We start from the raw sequence: 16,374 nt of genomic DNA on the forward strand, positions 1-16,374 counted from the left end.
TTGTCTCCGTTGCGACATTTCGGAAGCGTGACGGCTTTGCACGCTGCGAATGCCGCTTTATCAAGCCTGTCTGCCCTTGGTGCGGCGGATTCTCGGTCCGTCTGCTCCCTCGCGACCGGCCCTGCTACGAGGCGGATATTTAAAACTGTACGCTCGATGCAAGATCGGTTCAACAGAAAGTGACTGTGGGTTTACCTCACCGTGCCCGGAATTTGCTTTTCTCGATGCGCGATGCGTTATACCGTTTTGCAGGTTGCATGCCTGTCGCAGCTTCGACACAGAGTGTGCCGCGCGTCGCGCAGTTCCACTGTTCTACTGTTGCATCGTTCGCTGTTCATCACAGGCTGTTTAATCTTGGGCCGCGCCGCGGCGGAGACCATCATGGATCGTATCGATACTGTTCGCCTTGCCGCATTTTCCAGCCTCGGCGCCAATCCCGGCTCGCAAGCCGGCGCGTTGCCCGAGCGCCTCGACATCGTGTTCATCGAGAACTTCATCGGCCAGACGGTCATCGGTATCGACAGCAGCGAGTTGCATGTTGCGCAACCGGTGCGCGTGAATCTGGCGATCGGCGTGCCCGCGATCCGCGCGTGCGCGACGGACCGGATCGAAGATACGGTCAACTATGCGGCCGTGCGCGAGGCGCTGCTCGAGCTATTCGCGTCGCATCGCGTGCGTCTGCTGGAGGCGCTTGCGGAGACGATCGCGCAACTGCTGATCGCCGACTTCGGCGCGCACTGGGTGCGCGTGTCGCTCGCGAAGCCGGCCAAGTTCGCCGACCTCGCGGCCGTCGGCGTGCAGATCGAGCGGCGTCGCGGCGATGGCCCGGCGCCCGCCGTGGGGCTCCCGTGTTACGCGTCGCTCGGCAAGGGACTGGTGCCGAATTGACGGAGAGAGCGGGCACGCCGGACGCCCGGCGCGTCTCGAACCGTCGTCATTTCGCCACGGTCGACGTTTTCTGCGGACCGAGTCCGCACGCCTGGTACGCGCTCGTTTGCAGCGCGCGGAATTTCCTGGTTTGAGCCTTGGCGTGATCGACGCGGAATTCCGCGCCGCCTTCGCCGCCGAGCGTCGCGTACTTCGAGAAGGTCGACTGGTCGACGAATTCGTCGTACGGCAACGATGCGGCCATCTTGTCGATCACGCACGAGCACTTGTAGACGTTTGCGAAATCGTGGCCGTTATCGTCCATGCAACTGAGCACGTATTCGACGCGGCCCTCGGTCGGATAGTTATAGCCGCTCGCCCACGCGAGCGGCGCGGCGAGCATGAGCGAGGTAAAGGCGAGAAGTGCGCGACATCTATTAGTCATTGAATGCCTCTGCGAGAGCATTGAACCCGCTTCGCGAACCGCTGCGCGAGGGCCCTGCCTTGCGGCCGCGAGGCGACGGGATGCGCGAGGAGGCGGGGCCGCGAACGGCGCCGCGTCTCCTGCGCTGCCATGCACCGTCAGTTCGGCGCGAACGGATGCGCGACGGTGCCCTTCTTCGATACTACTTCAGCCGCGCTCGGCTCGCCGCTGACCGCGCGCTTGATGGCCTCGCGCGTCGCCTGATAGTTGAACTGCTGGATCTTCTTGTCGTCCTCCGCCTGCCAGTGGATGAAGACGCCGACGCAGAGGAACAGATCGTCGGCTTCTTCCTGCGGGATCGTGCCGTCCTCGACGCTGTCGGCCACTGCTAGCGCGACCGCGTGCTGCGCCGGGCCGAACATCTGCACGGCCTGCTTGGCGCCTTTGATCGTCACTTTGTTGAACAGGATCGTATTGGGCTTCGTGATGAGATTCGGTGCGACGACGGCGAGCAGCGACGTGAAGCCGTCCTTGTTGTTGGTGAGCGCGTTGCAGAACGCGGTTTCCGCAGCCGAACCTCGCGGTCCGATCAGCAAGTCGATATGCGCGACCTCGTTGCCGTCGCCGACTAGCGACTCACCGATCATGACGCGGTTGATCTTGGCCATTCTGTTCCTCCAATGAGTAGGTATGGACCTGCTGACGAGGCGCCGCCCGCGATCGTGTCCAGATCAGCATCGCGAGAGCGGTGCGGGATTGCACGGCGGTACTAACTAACAGGTTCCGTGCCAGTTCTGGCACCCGGCATGCTGACGCGCCCGTTTGGGGCGTGTTCAGTGCAGACGATTCAGGGTTAACCGCGCTCTTCGACGCAGCGTGCAACGAACAGCGTGGCCACCGCGAGGTCCGCGCTGGTGCCGGGATTGATCGCGCGGGCCTTCAATTCGGCGTCCCAAGCATCGAGCTGCGGATCGCTTGCCGTGCGGCGCGCGGCGGGTCGCGTTTGACGCCAGCGCGCGTGCTGTTCGCGTGCCACGAGCGTGACACTCTGCGCCAGCGCGAGGCCGTGCTTGCGCACAATGTGAGAGTCGGGCCAGCCGGCCAGGAACGCCAGGAACACATTGAGCATCGCGATTTCACCGGGATCGACGGGCGCGGGTTCGGGCGCTGGCGTCGAGGCTTCGAAGCAGGCGGTGAGGCCGGTCTCGAACAGGTCCGCGAAACCGTTCGCGTACTGCCGCGCGATGCTGTCGCGCTCGCTGGCGAGCCGCATCGCGTCGCGCAGGCCGATCGTCGGCGCTGCGTGGACCGATTGCTCGGGCGCGTCGCCGAGGCCGCCGGGGTTGGCGAGCGCGATCGCGCGATAGGCGAGCAGCGCATCTTCGACGTCGAGCCGGCTCAGCACCTCGCCGACGGCCGCGCGCCACGCTGGCGCCGTCAGCGGCCGTTCGCCGGTTTCGTCGAGGGCCGCGGCGAGCGGCGCGATCAGTAGCACGATGCCGAGATTCGTATTGCAGCCGACGGCCGCGCGCGTCCGTGTGACCGCGTCGAGAATGCGCTGTCCGACGCGGGCGCCGCGCGCGAACAGCGCGTCGAGCGATGCGTCCGCGCTGGCGAGGAACTGCGCCGCGTTCATGCCGTGGCCGGGGCTCTGGTTGCTGACGTTGCCGGGTTTCGGCGTGGTGACGTCGAGCGCGCAGGCTGCGAGGAAGGCTGCGCGCGCACGCTCGACGGAGATTGCATGACGGATGGGCATGACGCTCAAGCCCGGCGCCGCGGAGACTGCACGGGCAACCCGGCGCTAGCGGCTTGCTCGGCTTGCTCGTTCGCGCAGCGCTGCGCGGCGAGCTTGCGATCGAGCAGATCGTCGACCAGCGCCGCGGCGACATCGAGCGGCACGACCGACTGCAAACCGCGCCACGCGGCCACGCCGTTGACTTCGAGCACGAGCGGCAGCGCGGCGTCATCGGGATTCGGGATCAGGTCCACGCCCGCGTAGTCGAGCCCGAGCGCGGCGGTGGCGCGCACGGCGGTCTGCGCGAGCGGGACCGTCAGCTCGGCGGCCTCGCAGCGCGCGCCTTGCGCGACGTTGTGAATCCAGCCCTTGCCGCCGCTGCGCCGCATCGCCGCGACCGCGTTGCCGCCGATCACGAGCACGCGCCAGTCGAAACCGGGCCGGGCGCCGGCAACGAAGCGCTGCAGATAAGCGACCTGCCGATAACGCGCGAGCGACGGCAGCGGCGCGAGCAGCCCGCCACGCGCGCCGAGCCGTTTGAGCCCGTGGCCTTGCGAGCCGAACAGCGGTTTGAGCACGACCTGGCGGCCGGCGGCCGCTTCGCGCATCAGGACGCGTTGCGCGAACGCGGCGGACTCGCCGGCCCAGGTGGCCGGTGTCGGCACGCCCGCACGATGCAACAGGAAGCTCGTCATCGATTTGTCGACGCTGCGCTCGATCGCTCGAGCGTCGTTGTAGACCGGTACGCTCGACTCGCGCAGCGCGTGCAGGATGCCCAGGCGCAGCGTCACCTGCTCGAAAGTGCCGCCGGCGATGCCGCGCACGAACACCGCATCCGGCAGCGTGCGGCCGAAGCCCGGGATCACGAGGCCGTGCGGCAGCCATGTGGTGTCGATGCGGCAATCCGCGAGATCGACGCAACGCGCTTCGGCGCCGCGCGCGCGGAACGCTTTTTTCAGCCGGCCGGTGTGCCAGCCGGTTTCGTCGCTCATGATCGCGATGCGCAGGCCCGTTGCGATCATCATCGCGCGACGGGCTCGCCGCCCCACTGTTTGCGCAGCAGGCCGCCGTCGAGCCGGCCGCCATGATAGGTCGCGCCGCTTTCGAGGCTGCTGACCCACACCTCGGCGGGCGCGAACAGCGCTGGGTCGATCTGATAGAAGTCGAAGTTGACTGCCGTGAAGACGTCCGCGAACGGCCGGCCGTAGTCGCGCGAATTGGCGGAGGGCAGCGTGTCGGCGAGGCGTCGCGCGATTTCGTCGTGCTGGACGGTCAGATGCACGCGGCCGCCGTACAGGATCGCGTCGTTGGTGCGGCCCATCGCCTGAATGCCGTCGGGCGCGGGCGGCGGCAGCGGCGCCGAGCCCGTGCCGGCGACGATCTCATCGAGCGGCACGCCGAGCACGTGCACCTTGTGCAGCGCCACTTCGACGACGCGGGCCACGACCTGTACCGTTCCCGCGACAGAGTGTGTCGGCGTGACGATCAGCGTCAGATATTCGGGCGCGAGGCCGCAGTCGTGCAGCACCTTGTCGATCACCACCTGCGGCGGCAACCGGTCCACTTCGAGCACCAGCGCGCCGCGTTCGTGGCGGTCGCGATAGCCGAGCTCGTCGAATAGCGGCTCCTTGACCGCGAGCGCGCGCGCGGGCCCCGAGCCTAGCGAAAAGAACTTCTTGCCGCCGGTCTGCTCCTTGGTCGCCGACAGGCTCCAGCCCGCGTACTGGCTGCCGAGGCAGGCGAGCACCGGCGCCGAGGTGCTGACCTCGAGCATCGTCGGCCACAGCGGCGCGGCGTCGAAGTTCGCGCGTACCGCGACGCGGCCGAGACCACCCATGCAGATGCGCGCGATCAGCACGCCGGCGTCGAGGCTGCCGCGTGCATCGACGCCGGCGTCGGCGATCACAGTGCCGGCGGGTGTGCGTGTGAGCGCAACGCCGAGATGTGCCGCCTGATCGAGGAGCCGTGCGACGAGGCGCTCTGAAAGCGCATTCACGCTCGGCGGCGCGGCGGGCGGGGAAGTCTCAGTGGGCGTGGAGGCAGGCATGGTCGGGTTCATCGCAGGTTTCGATTCGTTGGACGACGCGTTCGTGCTGCGCATCGAGCGCGGTGCGCACCGCGTCCACCGACGCCGCTCGCACGAGCAGCGTGCAGACCGGCTGCCCGACGTCGATGCGGGTGCCCGGCATCGGCACGTCGCGGCATTGCGGATCGCGCAGGCAGGCGTCGGAGAACGCCGCGGAGACGTTGAACGGCCGCTGCGCGAACAGCACCCGCTGGCCGGCGCGCCAGCGCGGCGCGCGGGCGAGCGCGAGGCTCGCGGCCGATGGCGCGCGGCCGTGGCGGCAGGCGTCGAGGTGGCAGGCGAGCAGGCCGGCTGGCCACGCATCGGGCGACGCGGTTTCGTAGAGCGCCATCGTCGACGAAGGTCGCGGGTTGATTTCGAGCACGTCGAACGAGGCGCCGTCCGACAAAAAATCGCAGCTATTGATGCCGACGAGGCCGGTGCTTGCGCAGAGCGCGTCGAGCGCTTGCTGCACGCGCGCGACGAACGCTGGCGGCAAGTCGATCGGTCCGATCGAGCCCGCATGCACGAAGCGCAGATCGCCGATTGCGCAGGTGAGTTGCTCGGCGAAACCGATCAGATGCGCGCGGCCGTGCGAGCCGATGAACAGCGCCGACAGCGAGCGGCCTTGGCCAATGCGCTGCAAGTAGCCGTGCGCGGAAGCGCTCGTCAAGTCGAGAGAGTCGGCGGGCTGGATGTGCGTACCGCCGCAACCATCCGCCTGCTTGAACAGCCAGCCCTCGGCCGTCGCGGGCCGCTCGAACGACACAGCCGGATGCCCGATGCGCAACGCGTCTAGTAGCGCGAAGAAACGCCGGGGCTCGCGGACGGCCGCGACCGCGTCGGCATCGTTGCCGAGAAAGCGCGGCAAGCCGGGTTCCCGGCACAGCTCAGGCATCAAAGCTTCGAGCCCGCTGCCGCAGATCCATCCAAGCAGACCCGGCAACCGCGCGACCCGCGCCAGCGCATCGACGAGCCGCGCCCGGTCGATCCCGAGCGCGCCATCACCACGGCCGATGTCGAACCACAGTTCGGCGGCCTCGCGCGTGTCGCAGTCGCCGAAGATATCGAGCGCGGCCACATGCAGGCCGGCGCGCGCCGCGGACTGCGCGAGCAGGCGCGCGGACTGTCCGACGACCGCGACGATGGGCGCGTGCATGAGCGGCCGGTGCGGCTTCATGACGGCCGCTCTCAGCCGAGACCGGCCGCGACCGCGCGGGCCTCGTCGTAGGCTTCCGGGAAGCCCAGATAGACCGGCTTGCCGCCCGTGCGCATGCGCATGAACAGGCGATGCTCGACCTGATACTTGACGTTGCCGATCGCCAGCGCGCCGATGCCGACCGCGCCCGCGTTCGGCACACCGTCGATCGGCTTGCCGTCGTTCATCACGTTCACGCCGGCGATACCTTCGGGCGGCACCGCGTTGACGTCGGCGGCGACGAGCAGGCGCTTTGCATGCTCGAGGTCGTCGCGGCCGACCACCTGCACGCCCGCGACCGCGGTGGCGAGCACGATTTCCGCGTCGGCGAGCGCGCCGCGCAGCTCGTCGGGCGTCGTGGTGCCGATGCCGCTGGTGACGATGCCGAAGCGCTCGTTCAGTTCGGCCGACGCGCCGAGCGCGCGACTGCGGTCGGTGTGGCTCGCGATCGTCACGTCGGCGCCGCGCGACGCGGCGATCGCCGCCGCGATGCGTCCGACCGCGCCGGCACCGCCGAGAATCAGCACGCGCTTGCCGCCCAGTTCCACGCCGTGCTGCTTGCCCAGATGCCGCTCGACCAGCGCGACGAGCGCAGCCGCGGTCGTGTACGAACCGCTCGGATCGGCGAATACGGAGACTTCGAACGGCGGGACCATCGCCTTGCGCGCGGTGTCGAGCATGTCGACGGCCTGCATCACGTCGCGTCCGCCGATGAAGATGCCGGTGCGTGACACCCCTTTCGGGCCGCGCGAGAAGATCGCGTCCTGCGTGAGGTTCGCGACCATGCCGGCTTCGACGTTGCAATACGGCACGATGACCTGGTAGCCGGCGTCGGCGGCCATGTTGACGTCGAACGGACTCATCTGCGGCGTGGCCGTGAACATGTGCAGGATATAGGGCCTTTCAATGGTTTCTGACATGGCAGGGGCTCGTTTTAGTGGCAGTCTCGGGAAGGCGCAGGGCAAGGCCGCGCCGCGCGTGGCAGCGCATTGGATGAGCGGCGGCCGGAGCGGCGACCTGAGCGCGGCCGCGCATCATGCGGCGTCGATGTGCGGCGCGCGCGCCTCGGCGCCGCTGATCGCCGCGCCGCTATTGCGGCCCGCGACGACGCTGCATTCGATATGCGGCAGCGCGCTCGCGACGGCGCGCGCGGTCGCGAGTGCGCGCTCGGCCTCGCGCGCACTCGCGAGCACCGCGAAGCCCGTCGGGCCCCATGAGGTCTGGCCGATGCCGGCGGTGCGCTCGGCGGCGACCGCGCGCAGCACGCGCTCGACGTCGGGACTCGCGAACACGCCGCCTTGCGCGCTCGCGAAGTATTCGCCGATCGTCTGCTGTAGTTCGGTGAGGCCGTGCGCGAACGGCGCGAAGTTATGTTCGGCGGCGCCGGGCAGGATCTGCATCAGCACCAGATGGCACAGATGCGCGGCGAGCCGCTGCGGAAACGGCGCGAGCGATGCGAGCGCGCTGCGTTCCTCGGCGCCGTGCAAGCCCTCGCGGCTGTTGTCGCTGACGAGCAGCACGCGCCACGGCTGCGGAAACGGCTGGCGCGACAGCAGCGGCGGCATGCTCTGGCGCAGATCGCCGGGCGGGCCGCCATCGAGCAGCAGGCCGCCGCACTCGAAGCCGAGTATGCCGATGCCGGAGCGCGCGCCGCGCCCGAGCAGGCTGGCGATCTCGGCGCTCGTCGCCGGCTGGCCGATGAGGCGCGTGAACGCGGCACCGACCGCGAGCGCCAGTTGTGTGCCTGAGCCGAGGCCGGTATGGGCGCGCGGCGCCTCCAGCACGTCGATCGCGAGGCTCGCCGGTCCGTAGGCAGCCTGCAGCCGCGCGAGACTCAGCGCAATTCGCGCGCGCTCGGCCTCGCTCGCCACACCGCCGATCTGCTCGCGTTCGGCGAGCCGCGCCTGAATCCGCGTGCCGTGCGTATCGATGACGAGCCCCAGGCTGCCGAACGCGCGCCCGAGCGACGCGTTCGGATCGAGAAAGCCCAGATGCAGCCGCGCGGGCGCATCGATCGTGATGGGGGCGCGTGGCGGCAGGCGGCGGAGCTGAAGCGGCATCTCGTGTGTCCTCAGGTGTCCTTGCGGGTGCGCGAAACCGGGTTCGGCCGCGGGGTGTGCGCGACGCGTCGTGTCGCGTCGCGGGTTCCAGCGACAGTGCGCCCGGCGACGTCAAGCGAAAGCCGTACCAGGCGCGCGCAACGGCCGCCGCAGCGGATTCGGCCCACCGGAATCTCTAAACCGGCGCGCCGCGCGCCGCCCGGTTTCGCCGCTGCATGGACGCTGTGTGACGCCGAAGGCGCACTGTGTCACGCGCTGTTTCATGCGGCGGCAGGCGCGCGGGTCAACTGCCTTGCGCGGGTTTCGGCGCGTCGTACTTGATGTAGCGGAAGCGCTGATCGTCGGCCGGCGTGCCTTCCAGCGGGCCTTCCTCGAGGCCGGGCTGCCAGTGGACCACCGATTCGATCTTGGTTGCGAGCGCGAAGTCCTTGTCGGTGATGCCCTTGGCGGTGTGCGTTTTCAGCTTCACGATCACGAACGCATACGAGACCGTCAGATCGGGGTGATGCCACGCGGCTTCCGCGAGGTGCCCGACGGCGTTGACCACCATCAGCGTTCCCTTCCAGCCCTCGGTGCGGTATTTGCGCCGCAGCCAGCCATCTTCCAGATACCAGTGCTGCAACGGACCGACGAGGCGTTGCTGGATCTCTTCGTCGGTATAGACGTGCTCGGTGTTTGCCATGGCGGTTAGCTCCTCGAATGCGCGAATCGTTCGCCGAACGAAGCTTCGATGCAGGTGACAGGCCCGCGCTGCGGCGCGTGATTCGCAAAGGACACGATTCGTATCACGCAAGTGACACAGTATGTGCCGCATCGCGTGACGCAACCCCTTCAGCTTACCGCCGTGCAAGCATCGGCGTGCAACGCCCGAGTGCCGCGACAGGTCGCGCGTGCCGGGTCGGCGGGCCGGCGCACGCAAGAGCCGCAATATTGCCGCTATTCCGGCATGGAATATGCGTTGGCCGTTCATGCGTCGCGAAGCCTGACATCGAATCGGGATAGCGCGTTAATCGTTACCTGCAATCGAGAAGGCGCGCACGATGCGATGAGGTAGCGTGGGTCATTCGTGAGTTGAACAGCAGGACAATTCTGGAGGAGACATGAACTTACGCACTGTAGTTCTTGGGCTCGCGATCCTCGCATCCGCAGCCTTTAGCTCTCTGGCTGCGCAGGCCGATTCGCAGCTCGACGGATTGATGAAAAACCCGGCCAACTGGGCGGCCCAGGCGGGCGATTATGCAAATCACCGCTACAGCCCGCTCAAACAGATCAACGAGAACAACGTCGGCAAATTGCAGGTCGCATGGACCATGTCGACCGGCGTGCTACGCGGCCATGAAGGCGCGCCGCTCGTGATCGGCGACACGATGTATATCCACTCCCCGTTTCCGAACAAAGTCATTGCAGTCAACCTGAAGGATCAGACGTTCCTCTGGCAGTATCAGCCGAAGCAGGATGAACAGGTCGTCTCCGTGATGTGCTGCGACACCGTCAACCGCGGTCTCGCATACGGCGACGGCAAGATCTTCCTGCAGCAGGCCGACACCAAGCTCGTCGCGCTGAACGCGAAGACGGGCGAGGTCGTGTGGACCGCGCAGAACGGCAATCCGAAAGCCGGTGAAACCAACACCAACGCGCCGCACGTATTCGGCGACAAGGTGCTGACCGGCATTTCGGGCGGCGAGTTCGGCGTGCGCGGGCGTCTGATCGCGTACGACATCAAGACCGGCAAACCGGTCTGGACTGCGTACAGCACGGGTCCCGACAACGAAATGCTGCTCGACCCGCAAAAGACGATGACGTACTCGAACGGCCAGATGGTGCCGGTGGGCGCGGATTCGTCGGTGAAGTCCTGGAAGGGCGATCAGTGGAAGCTCGGCGGCGGCACCACGTGGGGCTGGTATGCGTGGGACCCGAAACTCAACCTTGTTTACTACGGTACTGGCAATCCGGGCACATGGAACCCGACGCAACGTCCGGGTGACAACAAATGGTCGATGTCGATCTTCGCGCGCGACCTGAATACCGGCACGGCCAAATGGGTCTACCAGATGACGCCCCACGACGAATGGGACTATGACGGCGTCAACGAAATGATCCTGTCCGACCTGACGATCAACGGCAAGAAGGTGCCCGCGATCGTGCACTTCGACCGTAACGGCTTCGGCTACACGCTGAACCGCGAAACCGGACAGCTGCTGGTCGCGCAGAAGTACGACCCGGCGGTGAACTGGGCCGATCGCGTCGATCTGCAAAGCGGCCTGCCGATTCGCAACGCGGCGTACTCGACACAGGCGGCCGGGTCCGACCACAACGTGAAGGGCATCTGCCCGGCGGCACTCGGTTCGAAGGACCAGCAACCGGCGGCGTTCGATCCGAAGACGAGCTTGTTCCTCGTGCCGACCAACCACGTCTGTATGGACTACGAGCCGTTCGATGTCGACTACGTGTCGGGACAGCCGTATGTCGGCGCCACGCTGTCGATGTATCCGGGCCCGAACGAGGGCAACGCGATGGGCAACTTCATCGCGTGGGATGCGAGCAAGGGCAAGATCATCTACTCGAAGCCTGAGAAGTTCTCGGTGTGGTCGGGTGTGCTGGCGACGGGCGGCGGCATCGCGTTCTACGGCACGCTGGAGGGCTACCTGAAGGCGGTTCGCATCTCGGACGGCAAGGAACTGTGGCGCTTCAAGACGCCGTCGGGAATCATCGGCAACGTCTTCACGTATGAGTATCAGGGCAAGCAGTACGTCGGCGTGTACTCGGGCATCGGCGGCTGGGCCGGCATCGGCATGGCGGCGGGTCTCGAGAAGCCGACCGAAGGCCTGGGCGCAGTCGGCGGCTACAAGGATCTCGCGAAGTACACCGCGCTCGGCGGCACGCTGTTCGTGTTCGCTATTCCTAACGAAAAGAGCTGAACGAACGGCTGAAATGAAAGGCTGAACCAGTGGGGCGGCTTGAACAGGCACGGCCGCCCCGTCAGCCTCGCCCAAAGCATTGAATTACCCCCAAATCGCGCCCGTTGGTGGATGCGTCGCTGAAACGCATCGGGGCGCGGCTTTTTCCCAGATGGAGACATGTGCATGAAAGGCAGATCTATCCTGTTGCTCACCGCGTTGCCCGTAGCGCTCGTCATGCTGCCCGTCGGATACGCGCAGAACAATCCTTCGATTGCGCAGGTCGCGTACAAGGTAGTCGACGGTAACAAGGTCGACAGTAATACGCTGCAGGGCTGGAAGACGTGGCGCGCGCTCGCTTGCGAACGCTGTCACGGCGCGCAGCAGCAGGGCATGGTCGGGCCGTCGCTGATCGACGCGTTCAAGACGCTGGACAAGAACGAATTTCATCGCACCGTGTTCGGCGGCCGGGTGGATAAGGGTATGCCCGATTTCAGCACGAGCCAGATGATGCAGAAGAACTGGGAAAATCTCTATGCGTATCTGAAAGGACGCTCCGATGGGCAGATCAAGCCGGGCGATCTGCATGCCATCGACTCGAATTAACGGCCGCGCCGTCATTCTTCCGGAGGCTCACGATGCGTGATAAGAGAAGCATGTCCGTGCATGTCAGCGTGATCGCGGCCGCGTTGTGTGGGGCGGCGCTCGCGAGCGCCGCGGTCCGGGCGGATGGCCCCGCGCTGCCGAACAACGACGGCGCGGACGGCGTGCTCAGGGTATGCGCGGACCCGAACAACATGCCGTTGTCGAACGACAAGGGCGAGGGCTATGAGAACCGCATCGCCGCCCAGATGGCGAGCGACTTCGGCTACAAGCTCGAATACACGTACTTTCCGCAGCGCATGGGCTTCGTGCGCCACACGTTGCGCGAGAAGGCGGAGGGCAGCGAGCGCTATCGCTGCGACCTGATCATCGGCGTGCCGAAGGGCTATGACATGACGTCGACGACGCAGCCGTATCTGCGCTCGACCTACGCGATGGTGCTGCCGAACCGCCCCGAATTCGCGAGCATCAAGACGCCCGACGACCTGCTGAAACTGCCGCCCGATCAGCTGCACAAGCTGCGTTTCGGAATCTTTTCGCAAACCCCGGCGGTGGACTGGCTGCTCGGCCACAACCTGATCGACCAGGCGGTGTCGTATCAGGTGCAAAGCGGCGATCCGGGCGTGTACCCTGGCCAGATGATCGAACACGATCTGCACGAGGGCAACGTCGACGTGGTGTTCCTGTGGGGGCCGATCGCCGGTTACTTCGCCAAGCGCGCCGGTGATTCGGTCAGGCTGGTGCCGTTCCCGCCGGGACCCGGCATCCGCTTCGACTACACGATCTCGATGGGCGTGCGCTACGGCGAGAAGGACTGGAAGGACAAGGTGGATCAATGGATCGGCGCGAATCACGACAAGATCGACAGCATCCTCGCGACCTACCAGGTGCCGATGCTCAAACCGGTCGACGCGCCGGCGGGCAAACCCGGCGACGCATCGCAATGACGCGCGCGCGCGGCGCCTGGCTGCGAGCGGCACGCGCCGCGCTGATGGGGACGCTGTGCGTGCTGTGCCTCGCGCCGGCCGCAAGCCGTGCGGCAAGCCCGGCGAGCGCCGCGTCGGCGGCGGGCGGCGACGACATCACGCCGGCGGAGCGGCTGATTTTTCTGACCGATCATTTGCACGGCGTCGCCGCGCAGACCGAGCTCGACTACGCGCTGATCGATTCGGAGCAGCCCTCGCGCAGCACCGATGTCGTCAAGGTGCTGGTGGTCAGCGAGAACAACGCGAAGGGCGACGCACAGGTGACCGACCACACCGGCAGCGTGAACCTGCCGATCGGCGGACTGCAATGCAATCCGGCGATCATTTATTTCCTCGAGCGCGACATCGCGGAGATGCAGGGTCTCACCGGCGGGCAGCGCCGCTATTTCCAGCAGCGTCTGCGTCTCGCGCTCGCCGCGGGGCCGCAGATCGAGAGCGTGCCGGGCGAGCTCGGCGGCAAGCCGGTCAGCGTGCGGCGCATCGTCGTGCAGCCTTATCTGAACGATCCGAACGCGGCGCGCTTCGCGCAATACACGGGCAAGCGCTACACCTTCCTGCTCGCCGACGGCGTGCCGGGCCAGGTCCTGCAGATTCGCACCGACGTACCGGGCCCCAACAACGACTTCGCGCATCCGGCGCATTCGGAGTCGTTGAGTTTTCAATCCGCGCTGAACAAGTTGCCATCGGGCAAGGTGCCGGCGAAGCCGTCGAATGCGCCGCGGGCGAGCCGTTGAGTTTCCGATGCAGAACGCGAGCTTCGCGACGAACCGGGTCAAGCTGAATTTCGTTCGCACGCTGACCCTGCGGCAGTTGCAGATCTTCGTCGTCGCGAGCCGCTATACGAGTTTCGCGCGCGCGGCCGAGGAGCTGCATCTGACGCAGCCGGCAGTGTCGATGCAGATTCATCAGCTCGAAGAGGCGGTCGGCCTGCGGCTGTTCGAGCGCGTCGCGCGCAAGCTCACGCTGACCGAAGCGGGCGAGGTGCTGACCCACCACGCGAGCCGCATTCTCGGCGAAATCAAGGACACCGAAGACGCGATGATGTCGCTGAAGCAGGCCGACAGCGGCTCGATCAACGTCGGCATCGTCAGCTCGGCGACCTACTTCGCGCCGAAACTGCTGGCGATGTACTCGCATCTATACCCGAAGGTCGACGTGCATTTCTCGGTCGGCAATCGCGACGCGCTGCTGCGCATGTTGCAGGACAACGCGATCGATCTCGCGATCATGGGCCGCCCGCCGCCCGAGCTCGATACGACGGCCGAGCCGCTCGCGAGCCATCCCCAGGTGGTGATCGCGCCGGTGCATCATCCGCTGTGCGGCGCGCGCCGCTTCGATCTGCAGGAGTTGCGCAACGACACCTTCCTGCTGCGCGAGCCGGGCTCGGGCACGCGCATGGCCGCCGAGGCGATGTTTCGGCAGCATCTGTTCACTCCCGCGAAAACCGTCACGCTCGGCAGCAACGAGACGATCAAGCAGGCGGTGATGGCCGGCATGGGCGTGAGCCTGATCTCGCTGCATACGCTGCAGCTGGAGTTGCGCACCGGCGAGATCGCGCTGCTCGACGTGCACGGCACGCCGATCGTACGAACGTGGCAGATCGTGCATCTGCGCACCAAGCAGCTTTCGCCGACCAGCGTGATGTTCCGGCAGTTCCTGCTCGAACATGCGGCGGTGCATCTGGAGCAGGAATATGCGCAGTTTGCAGGGGTGTTCGCGAAACGGCCGGTCGGGGCGGAGCGTTAGCGCGATGCGTGAGTTGCGTGCATGGCGTTCGTTTCACCAGGCCGCGTTCGTGCGTTGCGCGGCTGTGCTGTGCGTGGGCTTTGCCGGCTTCTTCGTGATCGGCGTCGTGCCGGCGCGCGCCGAGCCGGTGACGATCGCCGTGCTGAACTGCGGCCTGATCGACGATAACGCCGCCTACAACGATGCCGATACCAACCGCGTGCAAGCGGCGCGCATCGAGATGGTCAGCAATGCGGTGCGCGCGCAGCTCGATGCGAGCCAGCGTTATCGCGTGGCTGACAACGGCCGCGCGTCCGAGCTGATCGCGCGGCTCGGTGCGGCGCAGGACCTGACCACCTGCGACGGTTGCGCCCGCCAGGTCGGGCGTGCGCTGGGCGTCGAGCAGGTGGGCGTCTGCTGGGTGCAGAAAGTCAGCAACCTGATTCTCAATCTGAACCTCCGGGTCGAAGACGTCGCGAGCGGCAGGACGCTGTTCCAGCGCTCGGTCGACATACGCGGCAACACGGATCTGTCGTGGCGGCGCGGCGCGAGCGCGCTCGTCGGCTTGCTGATGAACGATGCGTGATAGGCCGCATCGATGGCACAGTCTGTACCCGGCTGTCGTGACAGGCTGCCAACTTTTCGCATTCGATTTAACTCTTGCGTCCCTCCTGTGCGATCGGCATAAACCGTGCTTGAACGGAAGGCTGGCGAGTCTTGAAGCGCGTCGACGTTCGGGCGTCGCGCAAATAAACGCCAGCCACCACGGAAGGGGATCGCAGCGATGGTTTCTGGCGAGCAGCTTCAGGACTGGCGTTCTCACGCCCAGCAGATCGAAAACGAAGTGGCGCGAGTCGTCGTCGGTCAGCAGCAAACGCTGAGGCTCATCAACGTCGCGCTGTTCGCACGCGGCCACGTGCTGCTCGAAGGCGGCGTCGGGGTGGGCAAGACGACCGTGTTGCGGGCGTTCGCGCGCGTGGTGGGCGGCGATTTCGAGCGCGTCGAAGGCACGATCGATCTGATGCCGGGCGACCTCGTCTATCACACCTATGTCGACGCCGACGGCAAGCCGCGCATCGAGCCGGGCCCGCTGCTGCGCCACGGCGAGCAGCTGACCACCTTCTTTTTCAACGAGATCAATCGCGCGCGCCCGCAGGTGCAATCGCTGCTGCTGCGCGCGATGGCCGAGCGTTCCGTGTGGGCGTTCGGCCGCGAGCATCGCTTTCCGCACATGACCGTGTACGCCGACCGCAACAAGGTCGAGAAGGAAGAGACCTTCGAGCTCGCGTCGGCGGCGCGCGACCGCTTCCTGTTCGAGCTGAACATGCCGACGCCGACCGACGAGGAGGCGCGGCGCAGCCTCGTGTTCGACACGAGGTTCCATGACGTCGACAGCCTGCTCGCGCAACTGACACCGTCGATCGTGCCGTGGGAACAGTTGAACCGGATCGGCGCGGCGATCCAGCAGGGCGTGCAGGCGAGCGAGACGATCGAGCGCTATGTGCACGACATCTGGCAGGCGACGGAAACGCCGGCGCGCTTCGGCATCGCGCTCGATGGCGTCGACATGGAGCAGCTGATTCTCGCCGGCGCGAGTCCGCGCGGCATGAGCGCGCTGTTGCGCGCGGCGCGCGTGGTCGCGTGGCTCGCCGGACGCACGCATCTGCTTCCGGAGGACATCCACGAAGTGCTGCTGCCGGCGCTGGGTCATCGCGTGTTCTTCACGCCGATTTACGAGCTGCGCCGCCAGGAGCTGGCCGAGGCGCTGATCGCGCGGATCGTCGCGAACGTCGCCGTGCCTCGCTGAACGCCGG

17 protein-coding genes are annotated in these 16,374 nt (G+C 66.7%); 8 read left to right on the top strand and 9 right to left on the bottom strand.

The window, feature by feature from the left end; genetic code table 11:
- Positions 1-381: 381 nt before the first annotated feature.
- Positions 382-888 carry a dihydroneopterin aldolase gene (locus tag AB3X89_RS27635; RefSeq protein ID WP_368586121.1) on the top strand — a complete coding sequence of 169 codons (507 nt, stop codon included), beginning with the start codon at positions 382-384 and terminating at the stop codon, positions 886-888.
- A 46-nt stretch (positions 889-934) separates the two neighbouring features.
- Here the strand turns inward: AB3X89_RS27635 and AB3X89_RS27640 are convergent, their stop codons facing one another.
- From AB3X89_RS27640 to AB3X89_RS27680, 9 genes are all read right to left on the bottom strand, one after another.
- Complete coding sequence (locus AB3X89_RS27640; protein ID WP_368586122.1) at positions 935-1,312, bottom strand: hypothetical protein; 378 nt, start codon at positions 1,310-1,312, stop codon at positions 935-937.
- 137 nt (positions 1,313-1,449) lie between these two features.
- Entirely contained in the window at positions 1,450-1,959 is a 510-nt protein-coding gene (gene fae, locus AB3X89_RS27645) for a formaldehyde-activating enzyme (protein ID WP_176107508.1), read from the bottom strand.
- A gap of 185 nt (positions 1,960-2,144) precedes the next feature.
- Positions 2,145-3,047: a triphosphoribosyl-dephospho-CoA synthase gene (locus AB3X89_RS27650; protein ID WP_368586172.1), complete on the bottom strand. Its 903-nt coding sequence runs from the start codon at positions 3,045-3,047 to the stop codon at positions 2,145-2,147.
- A 5-nt stretch (positions 3,048-3,052) separates the two neighbouring features.
- Positions 3,053-4,051 (bottom strand): RimK family alpha-L-glutamate ligase, encoded by a 999-nt coding sequence (locus AB3X89_RS27655; protein ID WP_368586123.1) that lies wholly within the window; start codon positions 4,049-4,051, stop codon positions 3,053-3,055.
- The gene (gene mch, locus AB3X89_RS27660) at positions 4,048-5,085 is read right to left on the bottom strand and encodes a methenyltetrahydromethanopterin cyclohydrolase (protein ID WP_368586124.1); all 1,038 of its coding nucleotides are present in this window, start codon (positions 5,083-5,085) and stop codon (positions 4,048-4,050) included. Before mch ends, AB3X89_RS27655 begins: the two co-directional genes overlap by 4 nt.
- Positions 5,051-6,271, bottom strand: coding sequence for an ATP-grasp domain-containing protein (locus tag AB3X89_RS27665; RefSeq protein WP_368586125.1), 1,221 nt, complete (start codon positions 6,269-6,271; stop codon positions 5,051-5,053). The genes mch and AB3X89_RS27665 overlap by 35 nt, the downstream gene beginning before the upstream one ends.
- A gap of 11 nt (positions 6,272-6,282) precedes the next feature.
- Positions 6,283-7,209, bottom strand: coding sequence for an NAD(P)-dependent methylenetetrahydromethanopterin dehydrogenase (locus AB3X89_RS27670; protein ID WP_368586126.1), 927 nt, complete (start codon positions 7,207-7,209; stop codon positions 6,283-6,285).
- Positions 7,210-7,323: 114 nt separating this feature from the next.
- Positions 7,324-8,349 (bottom strand): beta-ribofuranosylaminobenzene 5'-phosphate synthase family protein, encoded by a 1,026-nt coding sequence (locus AB3X89_RS27675; protein ID WP_368586127.1) that lies wholly within the window; start codon positions 8,347-8,349, stop codon positions 7,324-7,326.
- 283 nt (positions 8,350-8,632) lie between these two features.
- Positions 8,633-9,031, bottom strand: a complete 399-nt coding sequence (locus tag AB3X89_RS27680) for a 4a-hydroxytetrahydrobiopterin dehydratase (protein WP_018437330.1) — start codon at positions 9,029-9,031, stop codon at positions 8,633-8,635.
- 418 nt (positions 9,032-9,449) lie between these two features.
- On the opposite strand from AB3X89_RS27680, the gene AB3X89_RS27685 reads away from it, so the two are divergent.
- The 7 genes from AB3X89_RS27685 to AB3X89_RS27715 all read left to right on the top strand — a co-directional run bounded on the left by AB3X89_RS27685 (position 9,450) and on the right by AB3X89_RS27715 (position 16,367).
- Positions 9,450-11,267: a methanol/ethanol family PQQ-dependent dehydrogenase gene (locus AB3X89_RS27685; protein WP_368586128.1), complete on the top strand. Its 1,818-nt coding sequence runs from the start codon at positions 9,450-9,452 to the stop codon at positions 11,265-11,267.
- A 165-nt stretch (positions 11,268-11,432) separates the two neighbouring features.
- The gene (locus AB3X89_RS27690) at positions 11,433-11,852 is read left to right on the top strand and encodes a c-type cytochrome (RefSeq protein WP_176120582.1); all 420 of its coding nucleotides are present in this window, start codon (positions 11,433-11,435) and stop codon (positions 11,850-11,852) included.
- 32 nt (positions 11,853-11,884) lie between these two features.
- Entirely contained in the window at positions 11,885-12,796 is a 912-nt protein-coding gene (locus AB3X89_RS27695; RefSeq protein ID WP_368586129.1) for a substrate-binding domain-containing protein, read from the top strand.
- Positions 12,793-13,569: a hypothetical protein gene (locus tag AB3X89_RS27700; protein WP_368586130.1), complete on the top strand. Its 777-nt coding sequence runs from the start codon at positions 12,793-12,795 to the stop codon at positions 13,567-13,569. The genes AB3X89_RS27695 and AB3X89_RS27700 overlap by 4 nt, the downstream gene beginning before the upstream one ends.
- A 7-nt stretch (positions 13,570-13,576) precedes the next feature.
- Positions 13,577-14,581 (top strand): LysR family transcriptional regulator, encoded by a 1,005-nt coding sequence (locus tag AB3X89_RS27705; protein ID WP_368586131.1) that lies wholly within the window; start codon positions 13,577-13,579, stop codon positions 14,579-14,581.
- Between the two features lie 4 nt (positions 14,582-14,585).
- On the top strand, positions 14,586-15,146 hold the full coding sequence (locus AB3X89_RS27710; protein WP_368586132.1) for a DUF3280 domain-containing protein: 561 nt from the start codon (positions 14,586-14,588) through the stop codon (positions 15,144-15,146).
- 198 nt (positions 15,147-15,344) lie between these two features.
- Positions 15,345-16,367 (top strand): AAA family ATPase, encoded by a 1,023-nt coding sequence (locus AB3X89_RS27715; protein WP_368586133.1) that lies wholly within the window; start codon positions 15,345-15,347, stop codon positions 16,365-16,367.
- Positions 16,368-16,374 lie beyond the last annotated feature (7 nt).

Source organism: Paraburkholderia sp. BR14320, from assembly GCF_040948665.1.
Classification (GTDB): Bacteria; Pseudomonadota; Gammaproteobacteria; order Burkholderiales; family Burkholderiaceae; genus Paraburkholderia; species Paraburkholderia youngii.

Bases quoted from the DNA above. Each gene is read 5' to 3' on its own strand.
- AB3X89_RS27635 (WP_368586121.1), top strand. From the start codon at position 382: ATGGATCGTATCGATACTGTTCGCCTTGCCGCATTTTCCAGCCTCGGC.
- AB3X89_RS27640 (WP_368586122.1), bottom strand. From the start codon at position 1,312: ATGACTAATAGATGTCGCGCACTTCTCGCCTTTACCTCGCTCATGCTC.
- fae (WP_176107508.1), bottom strand. From the start codon at position 1,959: ATGGCCAAGATCAACCGCGTCATGATCGGTGAGTCGCTAGTCGGCGAC.
- AB3X89_RS27650 (WP_368586172.1), bottom strand. From the start codon at position 3,047: ATGCCCATCCGTCATGCAATCTCCGTCGAGCGTGCGCGCGCAGCCTTC.
- AB3X89_RS27655 (WP_368586123.1), bottom strand. From the start codon at position 4,051: ATGATGATCGCAACGGGCCTGCGCATCGCGATCATGAGCGACGAAACC.
- mch (WP_368586124.1), bottom strand. From the start codon at position 5,085: ATGAACCCGACCATGCCTGCCTCCACGCCCACTGAGACTTCCCCGCCC.
- AB3X89_RS27665 (WP_368586125.1), bottom strand. From the start codon at position 6,271: ATGAAGCCGCACCGGCCGCTCATGCACGCGCCCATCGTCGCGGTCGTC.
- AB3X89_RS27670 (WP_368586126.1), bottom strand. From the start codon at position 7,209: ATGTCAGAAACCATTGAAAGGCCCTATATCCTGCACATGTTCACGGCC.
- AB3X89_RS27675 (WP_368586127.1), bottom strand. From the start codon at position 8,349: ATGCCGCTTCAGCTCCGCCGCCTGCCGCCACGCGCCCCCATCACGATC.
- AB3X89_RS27680 (WP_018437330.1), bottom strand. From the start codon at position 9,031: ATGGCAAACACCGAGCACGTCTATACCGACGAAGAGATCCAGCAACGC.
- AB3X89_RS27685 (WP_368586128.1), top strand. From the start codon at position 9,450: ATGAACTTACGCACTGTAGTTCTTGGGCTCGCGATCCTCGCATCCGCA.
- AB3X89_RS27690 (WP_176120582.1), top strand. From the start codon at position 11,433: ATGAAAGGCAGATCTATCCTGTTGCTCACCGCGTTGCCCGTAGCGCTC.
- AB3X89_RS27695 (WP_368586129.1), top strand. From the start codon at position 11,885: ATGCGTGATAAGAGAAGCATGTCCGTGCATGTCAGCGTGATCGCGGCC.
- AB3X89_RS27700 (WP_368586130.1), top strand. From the start codon at position 12,793: ATGACGCGCGCGCGCGGCGCCTGGCTGCGAGCGGCACGCGCCGCGCTG.
- AB3X89_RS27705 (WP_368586131.1), top strand. From the start codon at position 13,577: ATGCAGAACGCGAGCTTCGCGACGAACCGGGTCAAGCTGAATTTCGTT.
- AB3X89_RS27710 (WP_368586132.1), top strand. From the start codon at position 14,586: ATGCGTGAGTTGCGTGCATGGCGTTCGTTTCACCAGGCCGCGTTCGTG.
- AB3X89_RS27715 (WP_368586133.1), top strand. From the start codon at position 15,345: ATGGTTTCTGGCGAGCAGCTTCAGGACTGGCGTTCTCACGCCCAGCAG.